The following is a 24,527-nucleotide window of genomic DNA, read 5'->3' as shown; positions in this document are numbered from 1 at the left end:
CCCGGCACCGACCCAATGGAGACCGAAATGAGCGAGAACCGTCCCCACGTCCGCATCCTCGCGAGCACGAGCGCCGCGAAGATCATCAGTTCCGAGCTCTCCCGTCGCCGCTTCCTGAGCTTCGCCGCGGCGGCCGGTGCGACAGGCATGCTCGCCGCGTGCACCCCGGGAGGAGCAACCGGCACAGCACCCCAGGCGACCGGCGGAGAGCTCGAGGGCGAGCTGTCGATCTACACGTGGGGCGACTACGACGCCCCCGACGTGCTCGCGGCGTTCACCGACGAGCTCGGCCCGAAGATCACTCTTGACTCCTTCGGCTCCAACGAGGAGCTCATCTCGAAGCTCGTCGCGGCGAAGGGCACCTCGGGCTACGACATCGTGGTGCCGACCGGCGTGTTCATCCCCCAGATGATCGAGAACGGCCTGCTGAGCGAACTCAACCTCGACCTCATCCCGAACCTCGAGTACATGGACCCCGCCTTCCTCGGCCGCGCATGGGATCCCGACAACGCGTACTCGATCTGCAAGGCGTGGGGCACGACGGGCTACGTCTACGACAAGACGGTGATCACCCGTGAGCTCACGACGTGGGCCGACTTCCTCGACGCGGCTCAGAACGAGGCGAGCGGCCGGATGTCGGTGCTCGACGACCCGGGCGACCTCACGGGTGCGTACTTCTGGGCGAACGGCATCGACTGGAACACGACCGACGAGGCCGAACTCGACGCCGCCGAGGACTTCCTCGTGAACACGCTGGCACCGAACATCGCGGCGTTCGACTCGTACCCCGGAGGATCGGCCATCCCGCAGGGCACCCACGTGCTCATGCAGTCGTGGAACGGCGACTCGCGCCTCGGCATCCTCGAGAGCCCCGACCCCGACCGCTGGCAATGGGTGTTCCCCGGCCCCGAGACCGAGATCTGGATGGACAACTGGGCGATCGCGGCCGGAGCGCCGAACCCCGAGGCGGCGCACGCGTTCATCAACTACGTGCTCGAGCCCGAGAACTCCCTCGCCGAGCTCGACTACATCGGCTATCACACGGGTGCGACCGGCATCGAGCAGGCCGCGATCGACGCCGGGCTGCCCATGCTCGACCTCGTGTTCTTCACGCCCGAGCAGATCGAGACGATGCGCGAGGGCGAGGTGAATGAGGCGCAGCAGCGTCGCGTCGACATCTGGAACAAGACCAAGGCGGCCGCGGGTGCGTAGCTTCCGGATGCCGCGCTTCGCGCTCGCGATCCCCGCGTGGGTGTGGCTCCTGGTGTTCTTCGTGGCGCCGGTCGCGATGGTCGTCTGGTTCAGCTTCGGCTACAAGCCCGGTATCTTCGGCACGCACGCCAATGACGTGCTCTCCTTCGATCGCTACCTCGAAGCGCTCTCGCCGACGTTCTTCCAGACCTTCGTCAACACCCTCTGGATCGGTATCGGGGGCACCGCGATCTGCCTCGTGGTCGGGCTGCCCGTCGCCTATTGGATGGCCGTCAAGGCGCCGCCGTCGCGCCGGGGGCTGCTGCTCGCGCTCGTGATGGTGCCGTTCTGGACCAACTTCCTCGTGCGCACGATCGGCTGGCAGGTGATCCTCGCGCCCGAGGGCTGGCTCTCGACGGCGCTGCAGTCGGTCGGCATCATCGGCGGCCCGCTCGACCTGCTCTACACCCGCGGCGCGGTGCTGCTCGGCGTCGTCTACAACTACCTGCCGCTCATGATCCTTCCGCTCTTCGTCGCATTCGACCGGGTGGGCGATCCGCTCAGAGAAGCGTCGAAAGACCTCGGCGCCGGCAAGGCGCGCACCTTCGCGCGCATCACCCTGCCGCTCGCACGACCCGGCATCATCGCCGGGGTGCTGCTCGTCTTCATCCCGCTCATGGGCGACTACATCACCGCGACGGTGCTCGGCGGCGCGAAGGGCAACATGGTCGGCCAGCTCGTGGCGAGCCAGTTCCAGACCGCGCAGAACTGGGCGCTCGGCTCGGCGATGGCGGTGCTCCTCATCCTCGTGATCATGCTCACGGTCGCGGTCGGCGCGCTGCTCGCGTGGCTCGTCACGCTGCCGTTCCGCATGCAGCACCGGCTCGTGATCGGAGAGCCTGCGACATCCGCCACCCCGCAGGCGCAGGAGGTGGCGGCATGAAGCAGCGGTCGTGGTCGGATGTCGCGCTGACCGTGTGGAGCGTCGTGGTCTTCCTCTTCCTCTTCGCACCGATCGTCGTGATCATCCTCTCGTCGTTCAACACCGGGCGGCTGCTCGTGGCGTGGGACGGATTCGGCTTCGACGCGTTCCTCGCGATCGTCGAGCGGCCGGTAATCCGCGACGCCGTGTGGGTGTCGATCCAGACGGGCGCGATCGCCGCCCTGCTCGCGACGCTCCTCGGCACGCTCGCGGGCATCGCGATGGCGCGACATCCCGGCAAGTGGGCGCTCTGGTTCATCGGCCTGCTGCTGCTCGTCTCGGTGACTCCCGAGATCGTCGACGCCGTGGCCCTGCTGCCGTGGCTCGTCCTCCTCGGTCAAGACGCCGGCCTGAGCATCTTCAACGACGGCATCGTGCGGCTCGTCGTCGGGCACTCGCTGTTCTCGATCGCGGTGGTCTCCTACATCGTGCGGGCTCGGCTCATCGGGCTCGATGCGCAGCTCGAAGAGGCATCCGCGGACCTGTACGCGAAGCCGTTCACGACGTTCCGCCGGGTCACGCTGCCGCTCGCGATGCCCGCAGTGCTCGCCGGGTTCCTGCTCTCGTTCACCCTCAGCCTCGACAACACGGTCATCGCCGCGTTCGTGCAGGTCTCGGGCACGACGCCGTGGCCGGTGTACGTGCTGAGCGCGCTGCGCAGCGGTCTGCGCCCCGAGATCGCGGCGGTGTCGACGATCATGCTCGTGCTCACGCTCGTCGCGCTCGGCCTCGTCGCGCTCGTGCTGCGCCGGGCCGGCGATTCGGCCACCCAGATCGCCCGCACGATGACCGGCGGCTAGCCCCGCCGATCGAGTGGGCCGCCAGGCCGCACACCGCCGATCGAGTAGGCCGCAAGGCCGTATCGAGATCTCGCACCCGGGGTCTCGATACGCTCCTTCGTCGCTCCTCGACCGACACGAAACGACACGACACGACACGTAAGGACGCACCCATGACCCACGCCGACCTCGTCTTCACCGGCGGGCCCGTCTTCACCGCGAACACCGTGCGCTCACGAGCGTCGGCGGTGGCCGTGCGCGACGGTCGGATCGTCGCCGTCGGCGCCGATCACGAGGTGCGCGACCTCATCGGGCCGAGGACCGAGGTCGACGATCTCGCCGGGCGCCTGCTCGCGCCCGGCTTCCAGGACGCGCACGTGCACCCCGTGTGGGGCGGACTCGACCTCATGCGCTGCGACCTGTCGGAGTTCGTGACGGAGCCCGAGTACCTCGACCGCATCGCCGAGTACTCGCGCGCACATCCCGACGAGCCGTGGGTGCTCGGCGGCGGTTGGTCGATGTCGGCCTTCCCGGGCGGCACGCCGACGGCGGCATCCCTCGACCGCGTCGTTCCCGACCGCCCGGCGTTCCTGCCGAACCGCGACGGGCACGGTGCCTGGGTGAACTCGGCGGCGCTGCGACTGGCCGGCATCGACCGGGGCACCCCCGACCCGGCCGACGGACGCATCGAACGCGATGCATCGGGCGAGCCGACCGGCACCCTGCACGAGGGCGCGATGTCCCTCGTCAACCGGCTCTTCCCGGAGACGACGCTCGAGCAGCTCACCGAAGCGCTGCTGCTCGGGCAGCGCTACCTGCACTCGTATGGCATCACCGCCTGGCAGGACGCGATCGTGGGCAGCTACGGCGACGCGGGCGATCCGGGCCCGGCGTACCTCGCGGCAGCGGCATCCGGTGCACTCACCGGTCGTGTCGTCGGGGCGCTCTGGTGGGATCGCACTCGCGGACTCGAGCAGATTCCCGAGCTCGTCGAGAAGCGCTCGCGGTATCGGGCCGGGCGGTTCGCCGCCACGAGCATCAAGATCATGCAAGACGGGGTGGCCGAGAACTTCACCGCGTCGATGCTCGAGCCGTACTGCGACGGGCACGGGCACTTCACCGAGAACTCGGGCATCTCGTTCGTGCCGCCCGAGATCTTGAACGAGGCGGCACCGCAGCTCGACGCGCTCGGCTTCCAGCTGCACTTCCACGCGATCGGCGATCGGGCCGTGCGCGAGTGTCTCGACGCGGTCGAACGTACGATCGCGGCGAACGGCCGAAACGACCACCGGCACCACATCGCGCACCTGCAGGTCGTGCACCCCGACGACATCCCGCGGTTCCGCGAGCTCGGGGTCGTCGCGAACATGCAGTCGCTCTGGGCGGCGCTCGAACCGCAGATGGTCGAGCTCACCCTGCCCTTCCTCGGCTCGCCGCGCGACGTCTGGCAGTACCCGTTCGGCGACCTGCTGCGCTCGGGCGCCGTGCTCGCCGCGGGCAGCGACTGGTCGGTGTCGACTCCGAACCCGCTCGCGGCGATTCACGTGGCGGTCAACCGCATCGCCGCGCCCGGCTACGAGGAGGGCGAGTTCGAGGCGTTCCTGCCCGAGCAGGCGATCGACCTCGCCTCATCGCTCACGGCGTACACCGCCGGATCGGCGTTCGTGAACCACCTCGACGAGACGGGCGCGATCGAGCCCGGAAAGCTCGCCGACCTCGTCGTGCTCGACCGGGACCCGTTCGCGGGACCCGCCACCGAGATCGGGGCGACCCGTGTGCTGCAGACGTTCGTCGAGGGTGAACGCGTCTACGCGGCATCCGACGCCTGAGCGCCCTGGGCCGCGAACGCCGAACGGAGTGGAAGCTCGGGCTTCCACCCCGTTCGGGTGAAGGCGGCAGCGTGCCGCCGGAGTTCGGCCGTCGCCGGCGATCAGCTGGAGCAGACGATCAGCTGGAGCAGACCTCGCTGAGCCCGGTGATGCCGGTCTGCAGCGACGTGACCTGCTCGCCCAGCATCGTCATGTCGGCGTTGGCCGGGTCGGCCACGACCGTGTCGAGGAACGCGACGTACTCGGTCATCGCGGAGGAGGCAGCGGCGGCGGGGGCGGCGATCTCGGCGTTCGTGATCTCCGCGGAGGCCTCGCGCATGCTCGCCTCAGCAGTCTTCAGCGCGGCGACCGCGGCGGCCGGGTCGTTCGCGAGGGCGCCGGCGTTCTCGCCGCTCGTGAGGGTCACGAGCTCGTCGAGGCTGCCCTTCATGATGTCGCAGGCCTCGACGGTGGTCTGGTCGGCGGTGACTTCGGCCTCTGCGGTCGCCTCGGCCTTCGGGCTCTCCGACGATCCGGTGCTGGCGTTGCCCGCGGCGCAGCCGGTGAGCAGCAGGGCGAGCAGGGCGAGCGATGCGGCAGCGATCGGGCGTGTTGCAGTCATGATGTGTGTTTCCCCCTTGGATGCGGGCCGAAGCGGCCCCGTCCATCCAACCAGTTGACGCGACGCTTCGAGAACGGGGAGCACTCCCCATCGGTGCTTGCGACAGAACGGTGGTTCTTCGAGGTACTCACCCCGGCGTCAACGGCATCGACGCCCAGCAGCGGTCACTCCGTGCAGAAGAACCGCGATTGTTCTGTTTGCGGCTTCCGCCCTCCCGTGTGACGATCGATGCATGGTCATCGCGGATCGCACGGGCTCGGCGGCACCCGCCGCCGCGATCGACGTGCCCGACGGCCCGGGTGCCCCGGGTTCCGACGAGGTCGATGCGCTCACGCTCGGCCGACGCATCCGTGATCGCCGCACCGCTCGCGGGATGACCCTCGGTGCACTCGCCGCCGCGATCGATCGCGCACCGTCGCAGGTGAGCGCGATCGAGAACGGCAAGCGCGAGCCCCGGCTCTCGATGCTCCGCACGATCGCCCTCGCACTCGGTACCACCGTCGATGAACTGCTGCGAGCGGATGCGCCGAGCGAACGCGCCGCCCTCGAGATCGCCGTCGAGCGCGCCCAGCGCGGGCCGGTGTTCGCGGCGCTCGGGCTTCCGGCCTTCCGCGTGGCGAAGGGCATGAACGACCAGACCCTGCAGACCATCCTGAGCCTGCACAACGAGATCGACCGGCTGCATCGCGAACGCGCTGCGACCCCCGAAGAGGCGCGACGCGCCAACGGCCAGCTTCGCGCCGAGATGCGCGCCCGCGACAACTTCTACCCCGAGCTCGAGACGAAGGCCGCCGAGCTGCTCGAGGCGGTCGGTCACACCGGCGGGCCGGTCTCGCATCAGCTCGTGGCCGACATGGCAAGCCAGCTCGGGTACTCGCTGCACTACGTCGGCGACCTGCCGCACTCGACGCGGTCGGTCACCGACAAGCGCAACGGGCGCATCTACCTGCCGACCCAGCAGTCGCCGTCGCGCGACTCGCGCTCCCCCATCCTGCAGGCGCTCGCGAGCCATCTGCTCGATCACGAGGAACCCGGCGGCTACGCCGACTTCCTGCGGCAGCGCATCGAGACGAACTACCTCACCGCCGCGATCCTGCTCCCCGAGCAGGCCGCGGTGCGCTACCTCACCGAAGCGAAGAACCTGCGGCGCATCTCGATGGAGGAGCTGCGCGACCACTTCGCGGTCTCCTACGAGACCGCCGCGCATCGATTCACGAACCTCGCGACGGCGCGGCTCGGCATCCCGGTGCACTTCACGAAGGTGCACGAGTCGGGCACGATCATCAAGGCGTACGAGAACGATCGGGTGCGGTTCCCGAGCGACGCGCTCGGCGCGATCGAGGGCACGACGATGTGCCGCAACTGGACGGCCCGTACGGTGTTCGACGTCGAAGACCGGTTCAGCCCCTGGTACCAGTACACCGACACCCCGTCGGGCACCTTCTGGTGCACCTCGCGCATCGAGAAGGCGAAAGAGGGCGAGTACTCGGTGTCGGTCGGCGTGCCGTTCGAGCACGTCAAGTGGTTCCGCGGACGCGAGACACCGCATCGTGCGGTTTCACGATGCCCCGACCCTGCCTGCTGCCAGGCGCCGACCGGGCTCGCCGACCGGTGGGCGGATGCCTCATGGCCGGCCGCCCGCACCCCGACCTCGCTGCTCGCGGCGCTGCCGACCGGCACGTTCCCCGGCGTCGACCAGACCGAGGTCTACCAGTTCCTCGAGGCGCACGCGCCGCAGGCGTGAGCGCCGCACCGCTGAGAACCGACCAGGGCTATTCGAGGCGCCGGTACCCACGCACCCGGTCGACCGTGAACGCCTGCGGATACTCGACGGCGTCACCCGATTCGGGCGGGAAGTGGAACAGGTCGAGCATCAGCTGCATCGGATAGTCGGGAGACTGGTCACTGCGCCGCACCTCGCGGCCATCGATGAAGAAGGTCGTCGACCCCGGCGCCCACTCGACGGCGTAGTCGTGGAACGCCCGTGCATCGCCGTGCATCGCAACCCGCGCGAAGTCGTCGCGAATGGACGGGTCGTTGAAGGGGTGCACCCCCATGCCGACGAGCGCATCGTGCTCGCCGATCTCACGCCCGAAGATCTCGAACACGCAGATCTCGGCCGACTGCTCGGGCAAGTCTTCGATGCCGATCATCCACAGCGCCGCCATGCTGTGCTCGCCGACGGTGACGGCGGCGCGCACCTCGATGAGTCCGTAGTGCGGGGTGTAGAGCCGCACGTCGGGCTGCGCCTCGCGCACCACGAGCCCAGCTCGGAACGGATGCTGCCCCGACGTGCTGCCCACCGGTCCCGACCGCACGGCGGTCTGCAGGTTCGACACCCGGACCGAACCGTCGTACTCCTCGGACCACGCGGCCTGATCGGCGTCGACGCGAAGTGCGAGTCGGCCGCCGCCGACGTCGTAGCGGGCGCGGGTGCGTTCTCGACTCGACCACTGCGGCAGGTAGTACGGGAGCCATTGCGAGGGGTCGAGGTCGCTGCCGGAGAAGTCGGCGTCGAACTCGAGCTCGTAGCGGGTGTAGTCGATCGAATCGGGCACGTCCCATCTTGGCGCGGGGCACCGACACCGCGGCATCCGACACCGAATCGATGGCCGCGACGCGGGTCTCCGGGCAGGGTGTCTGGCGACGGGCGGATGTCGGGACACGGCGCCTCTGGCGGCAGCCGCTGCCGCCGCGGGAGGATGGAACCACCACAACCGCATCGGAGTGATCCCCGTGGGCACCACCGTCTTCGAACGACGCCAACCACCCGCATCCGTCGTGCAGCGCTCGCTCGCCGACACCAGGCACTCCGTGTTCTGGCTCGACGACCTGCCGGCCGGTGCCGTGGGCAGCCGCCCGAAGCTCACGGGCCAGCTCGTGGCCGACCTCGTCATCGTCGGCGGCGGTTACACCGGCCTCTGGAGCGCGGTGCTCGCGAAGCGCCGCAACCCGAACGCGCACGTCGTGCTCGTCGAGGCGAAGTCCATCGGCTGGGCGGCATCCGGCCGCAACGGCGGCTTCTGCGAGGCGAGCCTCACCCACGGGCACGAGAACGGCATGGCGCGGTGGCCGAAGGAGATGGCGACGCTCGACCGCCTCGGCCTCGCCAACCTCGACGCGATCGAGGCCGCCGAGGGCGAGTTCGGCATGGACTTCCACTTCGAGCGCACCGGCCAGCTCGCGCCGGCGATCGAGGAGCACCAGGTCGAGTGGTTGCGCGAGTGGCACGCCGAGGCGGTCGAACGTGGCGAAACGGGCATCGTCTACCTCGATGAGGCGCAGGTGCAGGCATCCGTCGCCTCGCCGACGTATCTCGCGGGCGTCTGGGAGCAGCGCACGAACGGCATGCTGCACCCGGCACGCCTGGCCGCCGAGCTCGCTCGGATCGCCGAAGAACTCGGAGTCGAGATCTTCGAGCGCTCCCCCGTCAAGCGCCTCGACACCCCCGGCTCGACGGGCGCCGTGTCGGTCGTCACCGATGGCGGCCGGGTCGACGCCGCGCACGCCGTGCTCGCCACGAACGTGTTCCCGTCGCTGCTGAAGCGCAATCGCCTGATGACCGTGCCGGTCTACGACTACGTGCTGATGACCGAACCGCTCTCGCCGCAACAGCTCGCCGACATCGGCTGGAACGATCGCCAGGGCATCGGCGACATGGCCAACCAGTTCCACTACTACCGACTGTCGAAGGACAACCGCATCCTCTTCGGCGGGTACGACGCGATCTACCACTACGGCCGCAAGGTGCGCAGCGAGTACGAGAACCGGCCCGAGACCTGGCAGAAGCTCGCAAGTCACTTCTTCACGACGTTCCCGCAGCTCGAGGGCCTGCGGTTCAGCCACCAGTGGGCGGGCGCGATCGACACGAGCACGCAGTTCACGTCGTTCTTCGGCACCGCCCGCGACGAGCGCGTCGCCTATGCGGCGGGCTTCACCGGGCTCGGCGTCGGTTCGACCCGCTTCGCCGCCGAGGTCATGCTCGACCTCCTCGAGGGCCGCGACAACGAGCGCACCTCGCTCGAGATGGTGCGCAAGCGCCCGCTGCCGTTCCCGCCCGAGCCCGCCGCCGCGATCGGCATCAACGCCACGCGCTGGTCGCTCGACCGTGCCGACCACGACCGCGGCAAGCGCAACCTGCTGCTGAAGACCCTCGACGCCCTCGGCCTGGGGTTCGACTCGTGAGCAACGATGAGCTGCGGCTGCTCGCGGGAACGGTGACGGATGCCGCATCCGCTCGCTTGACGCACGAGCCCGTGCCGGCCGAGCAGATCGTCGCGGGCGCGCCGACGACCGGACTGCTCGCACTCGACACGGCCGACGGCCGCGAGATCGGCATCTGGGAGATGACGCCCGGCGCGATGCGCGACGTCGAGGTCGACGAGGTGTTCGTCGTGCTCGCGGGCGCGGCGACGGTCGAGTTCGAGTCGGCGGCGGCCGACGGGCCGTACCGCAGCCCGGTCGAACTCACCCCCGGATCCGTGGTGCGCCTCGAAGCCGGCATGCGCACGATCTGGACCGTGCGCCAGACGCTGCGCAAGCTCTACGTCTCCCCCTGAGCGCGTTCGCAACGTGCGAAGGGCTGCTCTCGTGAGCCCGTTCCGCTCGACGACCCCGGCCAGTGCCGGCCGACATCACCTACCGCGCGACGCTGCGCCGCACCAGCAGGGCGAGGTGCAGCGCGGTGAGCGTCTCGCCGTCGTCGAGGTCGACGCCGAGCAGATCGGCGATGAGCGCGAGCCGCTGGTAGAACACCGAGCGAGAGAGGTGCGAAGCGGATGCCGCGGCGGTGCGGTTGCCCGGATGCGCGAGCACCGCGCCGAGCACGTCGAGCAGGTCGCCGCCGCGCGCGAGGTCGTAGTCGATGAGCGGTTCGAGCATCCGCTCGCCGTGCTCGAGCAGGCGGTGGTCGTCTCGGAGCGCAGTCACGAGCCGCATCAGCGGACGATCGTCGGAGCGCCGAAGCACGAGCCCCCGGGTCGCTCGCGGCGCCGGCCGGCGCGCGAGGTCGATCGCCTCCTGCACTGATCCGAGGAGCGCCTCGAGCGATCCGGACTCGGAGCCGATCGATACCACGAGCCGCTCGAGCGCGACCGGGTCGCCGCCGACCAGCGCCCGCGCGAAACTTCGCGCCGACGCGTCGTCGAGCGAGCGAGAGACCGGCAGCGAGAGCAACGCGACCGTGCCTGGCACCGGGAGCGTGCCGTCGGGCGCGGCACCGGCGAGCGCGCGCCCGCCGAGTTCGCGAGCCGCGACATCCGCTGCCGCCGTCGTGACGGCAGCCCCCGTCACGACGATGCCGAAGAGCCGCGCGCCGTCGAGCGGCAGGCCGGCCGCTTCGACGCGAGCCGACGCCGCAGGCAGCCCGGCGAATCTGCCGGAGAGCAGGCCGTCGACGAGGCGCTGCCGGCCGATGCGCACCCACTCGTCGGTGGCACCGTCGGCGAGTCGCCCGAGCGCGAGGGCGATGGCACCCTGCTCGAGCACGCTCGTGCGTCCGGCCGGGTGCGCCGGTCCGGGCAGGGCGATGAGGTGGCCCCAGCGGATGCCCCGCGCCTCGACCGGCACGATGAGCCACTCATCGGCCGAGGCGCCGAGCGCGAGCCGGCGCTGCTCGTGCTGCCGATGCGCGAGCCGGGAGCGCGCCTCCCACCGGGTGAAGAGCTCCTCTTCGGTCGAGAGCGGCACTTCGGCGGCCACGACCTCGTGGGCGAGGTTCTCGAGTACGACCGCGGCGCCGAGCGTCTGGGCCAGCTGTTGCACGATGAAGTCGGGAGGCGAGCCCCGCAGGGCGAGTGCGGTGAATCGCTCGCGCACCTCGTCGCGGGCGCGCAGGGCAGCTGTCTGCTCCGAGATGATGCGACTGTGCACCGCCTCGGTGAGCGCGACGAACTTCACCTCGCGGTGCAGGGCGATGAGGGCGAGCCCATGCTCGCGAGCCGCGGCCTCGACCACGGCCGGCACGTACCGGTAGTGCACGCCGAGCTCGAGCATGATGCCCGCGAGCCCGGCCTCGACGAGCCCGCCGATGAACGCCGTGAGCTCGGCCGGCTCGGTCGGCCAGCCCGAACCGGTGGAGAGCAGCAGCTCGCCGCCGTTGAGCAATCGGGCCACCCCGGCGCTGTCGGAGACGTGGGCCCAGCGCACGTGCGCGTCGAGCGTCTCAGCACCCGACAGCACCTCGGGCAGCCCCCACGCGACCGCCGGGATCGCAAGGATCTCGCGCACCGTCGGAAGCCCGTCGTCGGCGATCCCGCCGCTCGGACGATTCGTCTGGATCGTCTCATCTTCGCGACGGTCTGCCACAGTATGCGCCTCATTTCCTCTGTCATGCTGGGGACCATCAGCTTAGATGACGCTCGGGCATTCTGTCCGGTCGGCATCAACCGGCACACGATCCTGCGGCATCATGCCGCGACATCCGTGGCCGCCGCCTTCGAAGGAGCACACCGCATGGCCCTCATCCAGCACTTCATCGCCGGCCGCGAGACCGCCGTCGCCGAACGCACCGGACCGGTCTTCAACCCGGCGACCGGTGCGCAGCAGCACGAGGTCGCCTTCGCCTCCGTCGTCGAGGTCGAGGCGGCCATCGCCGCCGCCCGCGCTGCACTGCCGGGGTGGCGTGCCACGGGGCTCGTGAAGCGGGCCGACGTGTTCTTCCGGCTGCGGCAGCTGCTCGTCGAGCGGCAGGGTGATCTCGCCGCGATCGTCACGAGCGAGCACGGCAAGGTGCTATCGGATGCCGCGGGCGAGATCTCGCGGGGCATCGAGAACGTCGAGTTCGCGGCCGGGCTCGTGCACCTGCTGAAGGGCGAGCACTCCGAGCAGGTCTCGCGCGGCGTCGACGTGCACTCGACGAAGCAGCCCGTCGGCGTCGTCGGGGCGATCACTCCGTTCAACTTCCCGGTCATGGTGCCGCTCTGGATGGTCGCCTCGGCGATCGCCTGCGGCAACACCGTGGTGCTGAAGCCTTCTGAGAAGGACCCGAGCGCCTCGGTGTTCCTCGCGAAGCTCTTCCAAGAGGCCGGCCTGCCCGACGGCGTGCTGAACGTCGTGCACGGCGACAAGGTCGCGGTCGACACGATCCTCGACTCGCCCGACGTGCGCGCGGTGAGCTTCGTGGGGTCGACACCGATCGCGAAGTCGATCTACGAACGGGCCGCCGGCCAGGGCAAGCGCGTACAGGCCCTCGGCGGCGCGAAGAACCACATGGTCGTCATGCCCGACGCCGACCTCGAGGGTGCGGCCGACGCGGCGATCTCGGCCGCCTACGGTTCAGCTGGCGAACGCTGCATGGCCGTGTCGGTGCTCGTCGCCGTCGGCGACGTCGCCGACGACCTCGTCGAGGCGGTGCGGTCGCGCATGGGCGCCCTGCAGATCGGCGACGGCACGGATGCCGCGAGCGAGATGGGTCCGCTCATCACCCGTGAGCACCGCGACACGGTCGCCTCCTACGTGACCGGCGCCGCAGCCGAGGGTGCGACCGTCGTCGTCGACGGCACGACCGCGCAATTCGACGGCGACGGGTTCTTCGTGGGCGTGAGCCTCGTCGACCACGTGAAGCCGGGCATGCGGGTCTACGACGACGAGATCTTCGGCCCGGTGCTCTCGGTCGTGCGCGTCGAGAACTACGACGACGCGGTCGCCCTCGTCAACGCCAACCAGTTCGCGAACGGCGTGGCCATCTTCACCCGCGACGGCGGCACCGCCCGCCGGTTCGAGGTCGACATCGAGGTCGGCATGGTCGGCGTCAACGTGCCGATCCCCGTACCGATCGGCGCGTACTCCTTCGGCGGTTGGAAGAACTCGCTCTTCGGCGACTCGCACATCTACGGCCCCGAGTCGGTGCACTTCTACACGCGCTCGAAGGTCGTGACCACGCGCTGGCCCGACCCCAGCGAGTCGCAGATCAACCTCGGCTTCCCCTCCAACCACTAGGCACCCCGCCGGTCGAGTAGGCGCCAGCGCCGTATCGAGACCCCGCGGCGGGTCTCGATACGCGGCTCCGCCGCTCCTCGACCGGCGGTCGAGCGAAAGGCCAACCATGACCGACACCCTCGTCGACACGGCGACGTACACCGACCGGCACGGCACGCGGCACCCGCTGCCCGACCCCGCTGCCGAGGCGCAGGTGCGCGCCGACGACCGGGCGCACGTGTTCCACTCGTGGAGCGCGCAGGCGCTCATCGACCCGCTGCCGATCGCCGCCGGCGAGGGTTCGACGTTCTGGGACTACGACGGCAACGCGTACCTCGACTTCTCGAGCCAGCTGGTGAACCTGAACCTCGGGCACCAGCACCCCGATCTCGTCGCGGCCATCCAGCAGCAGGCCGGGCGGCTCGCGACGATCCAGCCGTCGATGGCGTCGGATGTCAGGGGCGAGCTCGCCCGCCGCATCGCCGAGGTCGCACCCGGCGACCTCGACAAGGTGTTCTTCACCAACGGCGGCGCCGACGCCAACGAATACGCCGTGCGCATGGCTCGCGCCGTCACCGGTCGCCGCAAGGTGCTCTCGATGTACCGCAGCTACCACGGGGGCACCGCGACGGCGATCTCGCTGACCGGCGATCCGCGCCGCTGGGCCAACGAGCCGAGCGACGGCAGCGTCGCGCACTTCCTCGGCCCGTACCCGTACCGTTCGTCGTTCCACGCCTCGAGCGAGGCCGAAGAGGCCGAACGCGCCCTCGCACACCTCGAACAGGTCATCACGCTCGAGGGCGCCGGGACGATCGCGGCGATCATCATCGAGACGATCGTCGGCACGAACGGCGTGCTCGTGCCGCCGCCCGGGTACCTCGCCGGCGTTCGAGACCTCTGCGACCGCTACGGCATCGTCTACATCGCCGACGAGGTCATGGTCGGCTTCGGCCGCGTCGGCGAGTGGTTCGCCGTCAACGCCTTCGACGTGGTTCCCGACCTGATCACCTTCGCGAAGGGCGTGAACTCGGGCTACGTTCCGCTCGGCGGCGTCGTCATCTCGCAGCGCATAGCCTCGCACTTCGATACCGTCGCGTTCGCCGGGGGCCTCACCTATTCGGGACATCCGCTCGCCTGCGCCGCCGGTGTCGCGACGTTCGAGGTGTTCGAGCGCGACGGCATCCTCGAGCGGGTGCGCGACCTCGGCGAGCGCGTCGTCGGGCCGCGACTCCGCGCGATGGCCGCGGCGCATCCCGCGGTGGGCGAGGTGCGCGGCATGGGGCTGTTCTGGGCGATCGAGCTCGTTCGTGATGCGAACTCTCGCGAACCACTCGTGCCGTTCAACGCGAGCGGGGCGGATGCCGCACCGATGGCGGCGGTCGCTGCGGCGTGCAAGAGCGCGGGACTCTGGCCGTTCGTGCACTTCAACCGGCTGCACGTCGCGCCGCCGCTCGTGATCACCGAGGCCGAACTCGTGCGCGGACTCGACATCATCGACGAGGCGCTCTCCGTCGCCGACGGACTTCTCGCCTGAGGTTCCGAGAGCTCGCGGCCCGCGGAAGCTCACCCCCGTCGGCTAGCCTGAATCACATGGACTCTCGGGCGGCGCCCGGCGGCATCGGCCGGCGAACCTTCCTCGCCGCCTCGTTGTCGGGCATCGCGACGCTCGCGCTCGCGAGCTGCACGTGGCCGGAGCCCGGGCCGAGCCCGGTGCCCACGACCGCGCCACCCTCGACGGCCCCGCCACCGCCTGCGAACGGCGTACCGCTGCCGACCGCCATGCAGCGCTCGAGTTGGGGCAGCGACCCGTTCGCACGAGGCGCCTTCAGCTTCGACGCGGTCGGCGCCGAGACCGGCTTGCGCGAGGCGCTCGCAGAGCCGGTCGCCGAACGCCTCGTCATCTCGGGCGAGGCGACGGAGACCGATGCGCCGGGCACGTTCGAGGGGGCACGCGCGTCGGGGGTGCGGGCCGCCGCCGCCGTCGCCCGGCTCGGCGAGGCCGGCGAACGCGTGGCCGTCATCGGGGCGGGCATCGCCGGCCTCACGGCGGCACGAGAACTCGTCGACGCGGGATTCGAGGTCGTCGTCATCGAGGCCCGCAGCCGACTGGGCGGGCGGGCGCACTCCGTGGATGCTGCGGGGTTCGACGCGCCGGTCGAGCTCGGCACCGCCTTCGTGGGCGACGACGCGGCACTGCTCGACAGCATGCACGATGCATCCGTCGACACCTCGCCCTTCGTTCCCGCCATCTCGGCCACCACGCCCGGGGGTGCACGCGTGCCGATTCCAGCGACGGGACCCAATGCGATCGCCACCGCCCAGCAGTGGGCGAGCGAGCAGCCGGCCGACGTCTCGCTCGCGGCGGCCCTGGCCGGCTCCGGCGCCGCGCCGCTCCCGTCGCAACCCGACGCGTCTGGAGTGAGCCCGGCCGACTGGCTCGCGCACACCATCAACAGCGGTGTCGCGCCCGCGACGGGCGCCGCCGCGTCCGTGGTCTCGGCGGGACGCTACGACCCGCGCCGCCTGCAACGCCTCGGCAACCTCATCACCGGCCGCCTCGCCGACTACATCGACGAGCTCGCAAAGCCACTCGACATCGCCGTGTCGAGCGTCGTCACGCGCATCGCCTACGACGCGCGGCGGGTCAGCCTGCGACTCGATTCCGGTGAGTCCCTCAACGTCGACCGGGCGATCGTCACGGTGCCGCTCGGCGTGCTCAAGACCGACACCGTGCGATTCAGCCCGGCCCTGCCGCTCAGGCACCAGCGGGCCATCTCGCTGCTCGGCATGGGCGTCGTCGACACCGTCTGGCTGCGATTCGACGAGGCATTCTGGCGCGAGGATGCCTCGGGGGCGCCCGACGCGCCCGACGGCGACTTCGACGGCCAAGGCGGCGAGCCGGAGGATCCCGACGAGACGCCGACCGCCGAGGTGCTGACCATCGTCGGCGCGCTCTCCCCCGTTGCGGCATGGATCGACGTCGGCGCGGCCACCAGCGAGCCGGTGCTCCTCGGACTCATCGCGGCAGGGCAGGCGACTCGGCTCGAAGAACTCGACGATCAGGCGTTCCAGGCGGAGCTGCTCGACTCGCTCGCGCCCTTCGCCACAGCCTCCGGTTGACGGCGACGAGCCCGGCAGTCAGCGAGACGAAGATCACGAGCACCAGCAGGCAATAGAGGGCGACGCCGACCGGGCCGCCGACCTGCACCTCGTCGAGGAAGAAGTACGGGTACCAGCCGATGTCGGCGCCGCGGTACAGCGTGTAGACGAGCCAGATCAATGGGAACACGAGCACCCAGCCGGTCGTCGACCACGGAACCCTCGGATTCGTCGCCATGACGCTGTCGACCGTCCACGCGATCACGGCGAGCGCCGGCACCACGAAGTGCAGCACGGTGTCGGACCACGGCACGTCTACGCGGTAGTCACGGGTCGAGGCCTGCGCGACGATGATCGCGAAGACGATGCCCGACACCAGCACGTACACCGTGACCATGGTGCGCAGCACGCCGAGCCAGACCGGATCACGCGGCGTGAAGAGCGCGAACGACGCCGCGATGGCGAGCGTCACGACGGCGGCGAAAGCCGACTGCACCGTGAAGTAGCTGAAGAAGTTCGCGGTCGCGAAGAGGCGGAAGCCGAGTACGTACTGGAAGTTGCCGACGAGGGCGACGACCTCGAGGGCCGCGATCAAGAGTCGGAAGATGCCGAGCGCGCGCCGTCGGCGCCGCGCCCCCTGCGCCCGCTGCTGCTCGTCAGCGCTGGTGCGTTGCGAGCCGGGCATGCTTCAACGCTAGCGGGCGCGCACCGCGGTCTCGCGAGCCCCGCCCGCCGGTCGAGGAGCGAGCGCCCGCCGGTCGAGTAGCGAGCGCAGCGAGCGTATCGAGACCCACCCGCCGGTCGAGTAGCGAGCGCAGCGAGCGTATCGAGACCCCACCACCCTCGCCCCCTCAGTCGAGCGGCCGCAGGATGCGATCGAGGAACCGCCGCGTGCGCTCGTGCGTCGGGTTCGTGAAGATCGTGCCGGGTGCGCCGCGCTCGACCACGACGCCGTCGTCCATGAAGAGCACCTCGTCGGCGGCCTGGCGCGCGAAGCTCAGCTCGTGGGTGACGACGACCATGGTCCAGCCTTCGTCGGCCAGTTCCTTGATCACCTGCAGCACCTCGCCCACGAGTTCGGGGTCGAGCGCGCTCGTCGGCTCGTCGAAGAGCAGAAGCTGCGGCTTCAGGGCGAGCGCCCGCACGATGCCCACGCGCTGCTGCTGCCCTCCCGAGAGCTCGAAGGGGTAGGCGTCGCGCTTCTCGGCCAGCCCCACCCGGTCGAGCAGCGCTGATGCCTCGGCGACCGCCTGGGCCTTCGGCACTCGCTGCACGCGCACCGGCCCTTCGATCACGTTCTCGATGACGGTCCTGTGCGGGAAGAGATTGTGCTGCTGGAACACCATCGCCGAACGGTCGCGCAGCGCAAAGCGCTGGCCCTTGGAGATGGGCCGTGCGAAGTCGAGCGACGGGCCGCCGGCGTAGTCGATCGTGCCGCCGCCCGGTGTCTCGAGTCCGTTCAGCGAGCGCAGCACGGTGGTCTTGCCCGAGCCGCTCGGGCCGATGAGCACGACGACCTCTCCTCGACGGACCTCGAGATCGATCGAACGCAGCACCTCGTTGTCCCCGAACGACTTGCGAAGGCCCCGTGCCGAGAGCAGCACCGAGTCGTCGGGGGCGGCGCCGGGCGCGAGCGGATCAGTGGGCGACATAGCGGTCCAACCTCCTTTCGAGGCGACTCTGCCCACCCGAGAGCACGAGGCAGAGGAGCCAGTAGATGAGCGCCGCCTCGAGGTAGACCAGCATGAACTGTCCGCTGAATGCGGCGATCTCCTCCGCCACCCGGAACATCTCGGTGACGAGGATGAGCGACGCGAGCGACGTGTCCTTCACGAGCGAGATGAAGGTGTTCGAGAGCGGCGGCACCGAGACGCGCGCGGCCTGCGGCAGGATGATGCGGCGCAAGGTCGTGCCGTTCGACATGCCGATCGTGTAGCCGGCCTCCCACTGGCCCTTCGGTACCGAGAGGATCGCGGCGCGGATGACCTCGGCGGCGTACCCGCCGACGTTCAGGGAGAACGCGAAGACCGCGCTGGGCCACGGGTCGACGACGATCCCGAGCGACGGCAGCCCGTAGAAGATCACGAAGAGCTGCACGAGCAGGGGCGTGCCACGGATCACCGAGATGTAGAACCGGGCGATGCCCGACACCACCCGGTTCTTCGAGAGCCGCATGAGCGCCACGCCGAGCGCGAGCACGAGGCCGATCGCGAACGACGCGAGTGCGAGCGGAATCGTACCGCTCACCGCGCCCCACACGAGCGGCCAGAAGGAATCGAGGAACAGCTGCCAGCCGTTCATCACCTCACCGCCTTCGTCCGTTGCAGGACGAGGCTACTCGGAGACGTCGGCGCCGAAGTACTTCTCACCGAGTTCGGCGAGCACGCCCTCGGCGCGAAGCTCGGCCAGCGCCTCGTCGACGGCCGCGACGAGGCTCGTCTTGTCTTTCGTGAACGCCAGGGCGCTGAGCGACGGCTCGTCGGTCTCGGCGGCGATCTCGATGCCCGAGGTGCCGTTGGTCTTCACGTCGTCGAGGTAGGTGAGCTTGTCGTTGATGGTCGCGTCGACCCTGCCCTGCTGCAGCAGTGCGACGGCCTGCGCCCAGCCCTCGACGGCCTCGACGTTCGCGCCCGACTCCTGAGCGAGCTCGTACCAGTTGCTCGTGAGCGACTGGGCGGTGGTCTTGCCGGCGAGATCCTCGAAGCTCGAGATCGAACTGTCGCCCTCCTTGACGACGATGACGCCCGGCGAGACGGTGTACGGCTCGCTGAAGAGGTACAGCTCTTCGCGCTCGGGGTTGATCGACACCTGATTCGCGATGACGTCGAAGCGCCCGGCGTCGAGGCCCGCGAAGATCGCATCCCACTGCGTCTCCTGGAACTCGATCTCGAGGCCGAGCTTGTCGGCGACCGCCTCGGCGAGTTCGACGTCGTAGCCGACGAGGTCGCCTGACCCGTCTTCGTGAAAGCTGAACGGACGGTACGTGCCCTCGGTCGCAACGGTCAAGGTGCCGGCCTTCACAAGTCCGTACTCGTTGTCGCTCGCAGCGTCGCTCGATGCGGGCGCACCGCTCGAGCAGGCGGCGAGGGCGACGACGGCGACGGATGCCGCGGCGAGGCCGAGCAGGGTGCGAACGCGGGGGGCGCGAGACATGTAGAGCTCCGTTCGTGGGGAGATGCTGTGCAGCGACGTGGTGCCGTTCGCCGGAGACGAGTCCATCACGAGCTCGCCCGTGAGAGAAACGGCGTTACCTCGAGTTTCATTCCGGATCGGCCCGGATTCGTGCGGCTCCGGTCGCATGCCGTTCGCGGCATACCGTGGATGAGGCGCCGTGCGCAAGCCCTCCCCGTCGCCGCGACGGCGTCGATAGGCTGGCCGCGGCGATGGAGTCCCCTCCGTCGCCGCGGTGCTCCCCCACACCGACCGGAAGGATCTCCCCAACCGTGTTCACCCTGTCCTGGCTCCTCGTCATCGCCCTCGTCGGCGGCGTACTCGCACTCATCGACGGCATCCGCCGCCTCCGCGGCCGCGGAAGTTCGGTGGTCGGCATCATCGAGGTCATCGTCGCCGCCCTGTTCCTGCTGTCGCTGTTCCTGCCGGGAATCCCGTTCGGGTCGCTCGTGCTCGGCATCGTGACGCTCATCGTGCTCGTGGTCGCCCTCATCGTGCGCGGCCGCACTGGGCTGAGCATCACGATCGCCGCGATCGTACTCATCGCGCTCTGGCTGATTCTCGTCAACCGCTGGCTCGTCATCCCGGGCATCAACTGAGGTCTCGACACTGAAGGGGCGGCCCGTTCGGGCCGCCCCTTCAGTGTCGGAGGGCTACCGACGGGCGGTGTCGAGCACGCCGTCTTCACGGCGCGGGATGCCGAGGGGGTTGCCGTCGGCGAGCTCCGGCGGCAGCACGGCGGCCGGCGCATCCTGGTAGGCGATGGGCATGAGCCATCGGCGGATCGCCGTCGCCCCGACCGAGGTGTGCACCGACGCGGTGGACGCCGGCCACGAGCCGCCGTGGTGCTGAGCCCAGGCGATCGCGACGCCGGTCGGCCAGCCGTTGTAGACGACTCGGCCGGCGATGCGTTCGAGTGCGTTCGTCAATGCGGCGACGTCTTCGTCGGGCGCGTGCTGGATCGTCGCGGTGAGCGATCCCTCGAGCACCGCGAGCGCGTCTCCGAGCTGCGCGGCGTCGGCATAACGCACGAGCACCGTGAGCGGGCCGAAGCACTCTTCGAGGATCGTCTCGCGATCGGCCACGAACGCATCGGCCGACGTCGCGACGACGACGGGAGCCGCGGCATCCGTCGCCCGGTCGCCCGCCACGACGAGCTCGACGTGGTCGCGCGACTGCAGTGCCGCCGACCCCGCCTCGAATGCGCTCGCGATGCCGGTGGTGAGCAGGGTCTGCGCCGGCGCGCCGTCGAGTGCGGTCACGAGCGCTTCCTCGAATCCGGCCCGCTCGGGCACGAACACGAGCCCCGGCTTCGTGCAGTATTGACCGCCGTCGCGGGTGAACGAACCGGCCAGCCCGACCGCGATGCCCGAGACATCCGCTGCGGCCGCCGCTTCGGTCACCACGACCGGGTTGATCGAGCCGAGCTCGCCGTAGAACGGAATCGGCGCCGGCCGCGCCGAGGCGAGATCGAAGAGCGCGCGTCCGCCGCGCGTCGAGCCGGTGAACCCGACGGCGGAGACCAGCGGATGCCGCACGAGCACGGTGCCCGCGTCGAAGCCGTCGACCAGGGCGAGCGCCGCAGCAGGCGCGCCCGCCTCGATGAGCGCCGCGCGCCCGATCTCGGCGACGCGTGACGACAGCCGCGGGTGCCCCGGATGCGCCTTCACGACGACCGGGCAGCCGGCGGCGAGCGCCGAGGCCGTGTCGTTGCCGAGCACCGAGAACGCGAACGGGAAGTTCGACGCCGCGAAGACCGCGACGACGCCGATCGGACGCAGCATGCGCCGCAGGTCGGGGCGCGGCGGCGTGAGCGAGGCGTCGGGTGAATCGAGGGTCGCCTCGACGTAGGATCCCTCGCGTGCGACGCCGGCGAAGAACCGCAGCTGCGTCGCCGTTCGCGTGATCTCTCCCGCGAGCCGTGCGGCACCGAGGTGCGTCTCTTCGCCGGCGAGCGCGACGAGTTCGTCGCGATGCGCCTCGACGGCGTCGGCGAGCGCGGTCAGCCACCGGGCACGGTCGGCCCGCGACGAGCGGTCGACGCCGGATGCCGCGGCGAGCCGAACCGCGACGTCGACGTCGGTGGCGGCATCCGACACGATCGGGTCGTCGAGGAGCCGCCGCTCATCGCGCGGTGCGATGCCCGCGCCATCCGTCGCCGGCTGCTTCGTGTGCTCACTCATGTGGTGCCTTCCCGTTGACCTGCTCGATTCATCATGCGCGATTTCACGAGTGGGCGATCTTGGTTGCCATTCGCCCGCCTCACCGCCAAGATCGCCCACTCGGGGCGAGTGCAAGCATCAGGGCGAGTGCAAGCATCAGGGCGAGGAGTGAGGGCCGGGGCCGGGGGTCAGAACGCGTTCAGCCCCGTGAGCTCGCGCCCGAGGATCAGCTGGTGGATCTCGTCGGTGCCCTCGTAGGTGCGCACCGACTCGAGGTTCGCCGCGTGCCGCATGACGGGCCATGCGTTCGTGATGCCGTCGCCCGCCAGGATCGCGCGCGCCTCGTGCGCGATGTGCAACGCCTCGCGCACGCTGTTGAGCTTGCCGACGCTGATCTGCGCGGGCGTGAGCGTTCCGCGCTCCTTCAGCCGCCCGAGGTGCAGGGCGAGCAGTACCCCCTTCTCGACCTCGAGGAACATGTCGGCGAGCTTCGCCTGGATCAGCTGGTTCGCGCCGATCGGCCGGCCGAATACCTCGCGCGAGGTCGAACGCTCGATGGCGGCCTCGAGGCACGAACGCGCGGCGCCCATGGCGCCCCAGACGATGCCGTAGCGTGCCTCGTTCAGGCAGCCGAACGGGCCCGACAGTCCCTTCGCGCCCGGCAGCAGCGCCTCATCGCCGACCCGCACGCCGTCGAGGGCGATGTCGCACTGCACCGAGGCGCGCATCGAGAGCTTGCCGTCGATCGGCGTCGCCGTGAAGCCCGGCGTCGAGGTCGGCACGAGGAACCCGCGCACCGCCCGGCCATCGTCGCCGCCGGCCGTCGCCGGGTCGTCGACCTTCGCCCAGACGACCGCGACGTCGGCGAGCGAGGCGAGGCCGATCCAGCGCTTCGCCCCGTCGATCACCCAGCCGTCGCCGTCACGGCGTGCGGTCGTCGTCATGCCGGCGGGGTCCGAGCCGCCCTGGGGCTCCGTGAGCGCGAAGCATCCGACGAGGTCGCCCGCCGCCATGCCCGGCAGCCACCGCTGCTTCTGCTCCTCGGAGCCGTACTTGTGGATCGCGCTCATCGCGAGCGAGCCCTGCACCGACACGAAGGTGCGCCACCCGCTGTCGGCCGCTTCGAGCTCGAGGCAGACGAGTCCGTACGAGACCGCGCCGGCTCCGGCGCATCCGTAGCCGTCGAGGTGCATGCCGAGGAAGCCGGCGTCGCCGAGCTCCTTGACGAACTCGTGGCGGAAGTGCTTCGCCTCGAAGTCCTGCTCGATCACCGGGAGGATGCGCTCCTGCGCGAACGCGCGGGCCTTCTGCTGCCACTCGCGCTCCTCGGCGCTCAAGAGGGCGTCGAGGTCGAATACGGCGTCGATCGTAGGGGCGGAGGTCACGGGTGCGGTCCTTTCGAGGGGGTCGGATGCCAGTCGGCGCCGGCGTGCTCGTCGAGCGCGGGCGGCGGGGTGCGATAGGCGGCGGGGCTTCGCGAGAGGCCGATCGGGTTCGCGACCGTGCGGCTCGAGTGCGTGCCCGCCACGATCTCGGCGACCGGCTCGAGGCCGAGCGCTTCGCCGAATGCGATCGCCTCGGCGACGTCGTTCACGAGGCCGGCCGGCACGCCCGCCGCGTTCAGCGCCTCGACCCAGTGCGCAGCGGATGCCGCGGCGAGCCCCTCTTCGATGAGCTCGGTCAACTCGGCGCGATGCGCGACCCGGTCGCCGTTGCTCGCGAATCGCGCGTCCTCCGCCAGCCCCGGTCGAGGAGCAGCAGGGGTCTCGATACGCTCGCTGACGCTCGCTACTCGACCGACGAGATCCGCCGATCGAGGAGCGTCCGACGAAGGAGGACGCGTACGGAGATCCGCAGCGGCGCCGAGCACCTCGGCGAGCGCGCGGAACTGCTTGTCGTTGCCGACGGCGATCACGAGCTCCCGGTCGGCGGCGTGGAAGACCGCGTACGGCGCGATGCTCGGATGCGCGTTGCCGAGCCGCCGCGGCGGAGCACCCGTGGCGAGGGTCGACGCCGCCTGGTTGGTCAGCGCCGAGAGCAGGCTCTGCATGAGGTTCACCTCGACGAACTGGCCGCGGCCGCTGCGATCGCGCTCACGCAGCGCGAGCAGGATGCCGGCGACCGCGTTCTGTCCGGTGAGCACGTCGACGAGGGCGACGCCCGCCTTCGCCGGTTCGCCGTCGGCGGCACCGGTGATCGACATGAGGCCGCCGACGGCCTGCACGAGCAGGTCGTAGCCGGCGAGCGCCGCGCCCTCCCCGGCACCGAAGCCCGTGATCGAGCAGTAGACGACGCCGGGGTTGCCGGCGCGCACCTCCTCGTAGGAGAGCCCGAAGCGATCCATCACGCCGGGCCGGAAGTTCTCGATGACGACATCGGCGGATGCCGCGAGCCGCCGCGCCGCCGCGAGCCCTGCGGCGTCCGTGAGGTCGAGTGCCACCGAGCGCTTGTTGCGGTTGACGCTGCCGAAGTAGGTGGCCTGTCCGTTCGCGTCGACGGGCGGGCGCCAGTGCCGGGTGTCGTCGCCGCCGGGCGACTCGATCTTCACGACGTCGGCGCCGAAGTCGGCGAGCATCATCGTCGCGTACGGGCCGGCGAGCACTCGCGAGAAGTCGGCCACCCGAACGCCCGCGAGCGCGCCAGACGACTCCTCGACGATCGCCTCGCCGGGCGGGGGCGCGGCCTGGGCGCCGCCGTCGTCGCTGGTGCGTCGATCGTGCATGCCATCCGCCTTCGCATGTCGGCGACCCCCTGGCCGCTCCAATTCATCCTATCTTGAATGATTTCGCAGCGCGC

At 70.3% G+C, this 24,527-nt stretch carries 21 protein-coding genes; 11 read left to right on the top strand and 10 right to left on the bottom strand.

Translation table 11 applies throughout. From position 1 onward, the window contains the following. Window positions 1-27 precede the first annotated feature (27 nt). The 4 genes from AC6CH0_RS07640 (at window position 28) to AC6CH0_RS07625 (ending at window position 4,781) form a co-directional block, all read left to right on the top strand. The gene (locus AC6CH0_RS07640) at window positions 28-1,212 is read left to right on the top strand and encodes an extracellular solute-binding protein (RefSeq protein ID WP_498099355.1); all 1,185 of its coding nucleotides are present in this window, start codon (window positions 28-30) and stop codon (window positions 1,210-1,212) included. Beyond that, complete coding sequence (locus AC6CH0_RS07635; RefSeq protein ID WP_498099353.1) at window positions 1,205-2,134, top strand: ABC transporter permease subunit; 930 nt, start codon at window positions 1,205-1,207, stop codon at window positions 2,132-2,134. The genes AC6CH0_RS07640 and AC6CH0_RS07635 overlap by 8 nt, the downstream gene beginning before the upstream one ends. Beyond that, window positions 2,131-2,973, top strand: coding sequence for an ABC transporter permease (locus AC6CH0_RS07630; protein ID WP_498099351.1), 843 nt, complete (start codon window positions 2,131-2,133; stop codon window positions 2,971-2,973). Before AC6CH0_RS07635 ends, AC6CH0_RS07630 begins: the two co-directional genes overlap by 4 nt. A gap of 152 nt (window positions 2,974-3,125) precedes the next feature. After that, window positions 3,126-4,781 carry an amidohydrolase gene (locus tag AC6CH0_RS07625; RefSeq protein WP_498099349.1) on the top strand — a complete coding sequence of 552 codons (1,656 nt, stop codon included), beginning with the start codon at window positions 3,126-3,128 and terminating at the stop codon, window positions 4,779-4,781. 118 nt (window positions 4,782-4,899) lie between these two features. On the opposite strand, the gene AC6CH0_RS07620 is transcribed toward AC6CH0_RS07625, so the two are convergent. Continuing rightward, window positions 4,900-5,382 (bottom strand): hypothetical protein, encoded by a 483-nt coding sequence (locus AC6CH0_RS07620; protein WP_498099347.1) that lies wholly within the window; start codon window positions 5,380-5,382, stop codon window positions 4,900-4,902. A 232-nt stretch (window positions 5,383-5,614) separates the two neighbouring features. On the opposite strand from AC6CH0_RS07620, the gene AC6CH0_RS07615 reads away from it, so the two are divergent. Continuing rightward, entirely contained in the window at window positions 5,615-7,126 is a 1,512-nt protein-coding gene (locus tag AC6CH0_RS07615) for a helix-turn-helix domain-containing protein (protein WP_498099345.1), read from the top strand. Window positions 7,127-7,154: 28 nt separating this feature from the next. On the opposite strand, the gene AC6CH0_RS07610 is transcribed toward AC6CH0_RS07615, so the two are convergent. Continuing rightward, entirely contained in the window at window positions 7,155-7,940 is a 786-nt protein-coding gene (locus AC6CH0_RS07610; RefSeq protein ID WP_498099343.1) for a glycoside hydrolase family 16 protein, read from the bottom strand. A gap of 178 nt (window positions 7,941-8,118) precedes the next feature. Here AC6CH0_RS07610 and AC6CH0_RS07605 point away from each other — a divergent pair, with 178 nt between their 5' ends. Both AC6CH0_RS07605 and AC6CH0_RS07600 read left to right on the top strand, forming a co-directional pair. Further along, complete coding sequence (locus AC6CH0_RS07605; RefSeq protein ID WP_498099341.1) at window positions 8,119-9,567, top strand: NAD(P)/FAD-dependent oxidoreductase; 1,449 nt, start codon at window positions 8,119-8,121, stop codon at window positions 9,565-9,567. Continuing rightward, window positions 9,564-9,941, top strand: a complete 378-nt coding sequence (locus AC6CH0_RS07600; protein WP_498099339.1) for a cupin domain-containing protein — start codon at window positions 9,564-9,566, stop codon at window positions 9,939-9,941. Before AC6CH0_RS07605 ends, AC6CH0_RS07600 begins: the two co-directional genes overlap by 4 nt. A gap of 79 nt (window positions 9,942-10,020) precedes the next feature. Here AC6CH0_RS07600 and AC6CH0_RS07595 read toward each other — a convergent pair whose 3' ends face one another. Then, a complete protein-coding gene (locus AC6CH0_RS07595; RefSeq protein WP_498099337.1) occupies window positions 10,021-11,688 on the bottom strand; it encodes a PucR family transcriptional regulator in 1,668 nt (555 codons plus the stop codon). A gap of 147 nt (window positions 11,689-11,835) precedes the next feature. Between AC6CH0_RS07595 and AC6CH0_RS07590 the strand changes: the two genes are divergently transcribed. From AC6CH0_RS07590 to AC6CH0_RS07580, 3 genes are all read left to right on the top strand, one after another. Continuing rightward, a complete protein-coding gene (locus tag AC6CH0_RS07590; protein WP_498099335.1) occupies window positions 11,836-13,320 on the top strand; it encodes a CoA-acylating methylmalonate-semialdehyde dehydrogenase in 1,485 nt (494 codons plus the stop codon). Between the two features lie 106 nt (window positions 13,321-13,426). Then, window positions 13,427-14,833 (top strand): aspartate aminotransferase family protein, encoded by a 1,407-nt coding sequence (locus AC6CH0_RS07585; protein ID WP_498099333.1) that lies wholly within the window; start codon window positions 13,427-13,429, stop codon window positions 14,831-14,833. Window positions 14,834-14,889: 56 nt separating this feature from the next. Then, window positions 14,890-16,419, top strand: a complete 1,530-nt coding sequence (locus AC6CH0_RS07580; RefSeq protein ID WP_498099331.1) for a flavin monoamine oxidase family protein — start codon at window positions 14,890-14,892, stop codon at window positions 16,417-16,419. On the opposite strand, the gene AC6CH0_RS07575 is transcribed toward AC6CH0_RS07580, so the two are convergent. The 4 genes from AC6CH0_RS07575 to AC6CH0_RS07560 all read right to left on the bottom strand — a co-directional run bounded on the left by AC6CH0_RS07575 (window position 16,316) and on the right by AC6CH0_RS07560 (window position 19,551). Beyond that, the gene (locus tag AC6CH0_RS07575; protein ID WP_498099329.1) at window positions 16,316-17,083 is read right to left on the bottom strand and encodes a Pr6Pr family membrane protein; all 768 of its coding nucleotides are present in this window, start codon (window positions 17,081-17,083) and stop codon (window positions 16,316-16,318) included. The genes AC6CH0_RS07580 and AC6CH0_RS07575 overlap by 104 nt on opposite strands. 166 nt (window positions 17,084-17,249) lie before the next feature. Then, window positions 17,250-18,050, bottom strand: a complete 801-nt coding sequence (locus AC6CH0_RS07570) for an amino acid ABC transporter ATP-binding protein (protein WP_498099327.1) — start codon at window positions 18,048-18,050, stop codon at window positions 17,250-17,252. Further along, window positions 18,037-18,699 (bottom strand): amino acid ABC transporter permease, encoded by a 663-nt coding sequence (locus tag AC6CH0_RS07565; protein WP_498099325.1) that lies wholly within the window; start codon window positions 18,697-18,699, stop codon window positions 18,037-18,039. Before AC6CH0_RS07565 ends, AC6CH0_RS07570 begins: the two co-directional genes overlap by 14 nt. Window positions 18,700-18,732: 33 nt before the next feature. After that, window positions 18,733-19,551, bottom strand: coding sequence for an amino acid ABC transporter substrate-binding protein (locus AC6CH0_RS07560; RefSeq protein ID WP_498099323.1), 819 nt, complete (start codon window positions 19,549-19,551; stop codon window positions 18,733-18,735). Window positions 19,552-19,841: 290 nt separating this feature from the next. Between AC6CH0_RS07560 and AC6CH0_RS07555 the strand changes: the two genes are divergently transcribed. After that, complete coding sequence (locus tag AC6CH0_RS07555) at window positions 19,842-20,168, top strand: hypothetical protein (RefSeq protein WP_498099321.1); 327 nt, start codon at window positions 19,842-19,844, stop codon at window positions 20,166-20,168. A 54-nt stretch (window positions 20,169-20,222) separates the two neighbouring features. Here the strand turns inward: AC6CH0_RS07555 and AC6CH0_RS07550 are convergent, their stop codons facing one another. From AC6CH0_RS07550 to AC6CH0_RS07540, 3 genes are all read right to left on the bottom strand, one after another. Beyond that, the gene (locus AC6CH0_RS07550) at window positions 20,223-21,752 is read right to left on the bottom strand and encodes an aldehyde dehydrogenase (NADP(+)) (RefSeq protein ID WP_498099319.1); all 1,530 of its coding nucleotides are present in this window, start codon (window positions 21,750-21,752) and stop codon (window positions 20,223-20,225) included. A gap of 167 nt (window positions 21,753-21,919) precedes the next feature. Beyond that, complete coding sequence (locus AC6CH0_RS07545) at window positions 21,920-23,116, bottom strand: acyl-CoA dehydrogenase family protein (RefSeq protein WP_498099317.1); 1,197 nt, start codon at window positions 23,114-23,116, stop codon at window positions 21,920-21,922. After that, entirely contained in the window at window positions 23,113-24,453 is a 1,341-nt protein-coding gene (locus AC6CH0_RS07540) for a CaiB/BaiF CoA transferase family protein (protein ID WP_498099315.1), read from the bottom strand. Before AC6CH0_RS07540 ends, AC6CH0_RS07545 begins: the two co-directional genes overlap by 4 nt. Window positions 24,454-24,527: the final 74 nt, after the last annotated feature.

It is taken from the genome of Agromyces sp. GQ35, from assembly GCF_059758475.1.
Note: the sequence above shows the minus strand (reverse complement) of the source record. Positions and strands in the feature narration are given on the sequence as shown.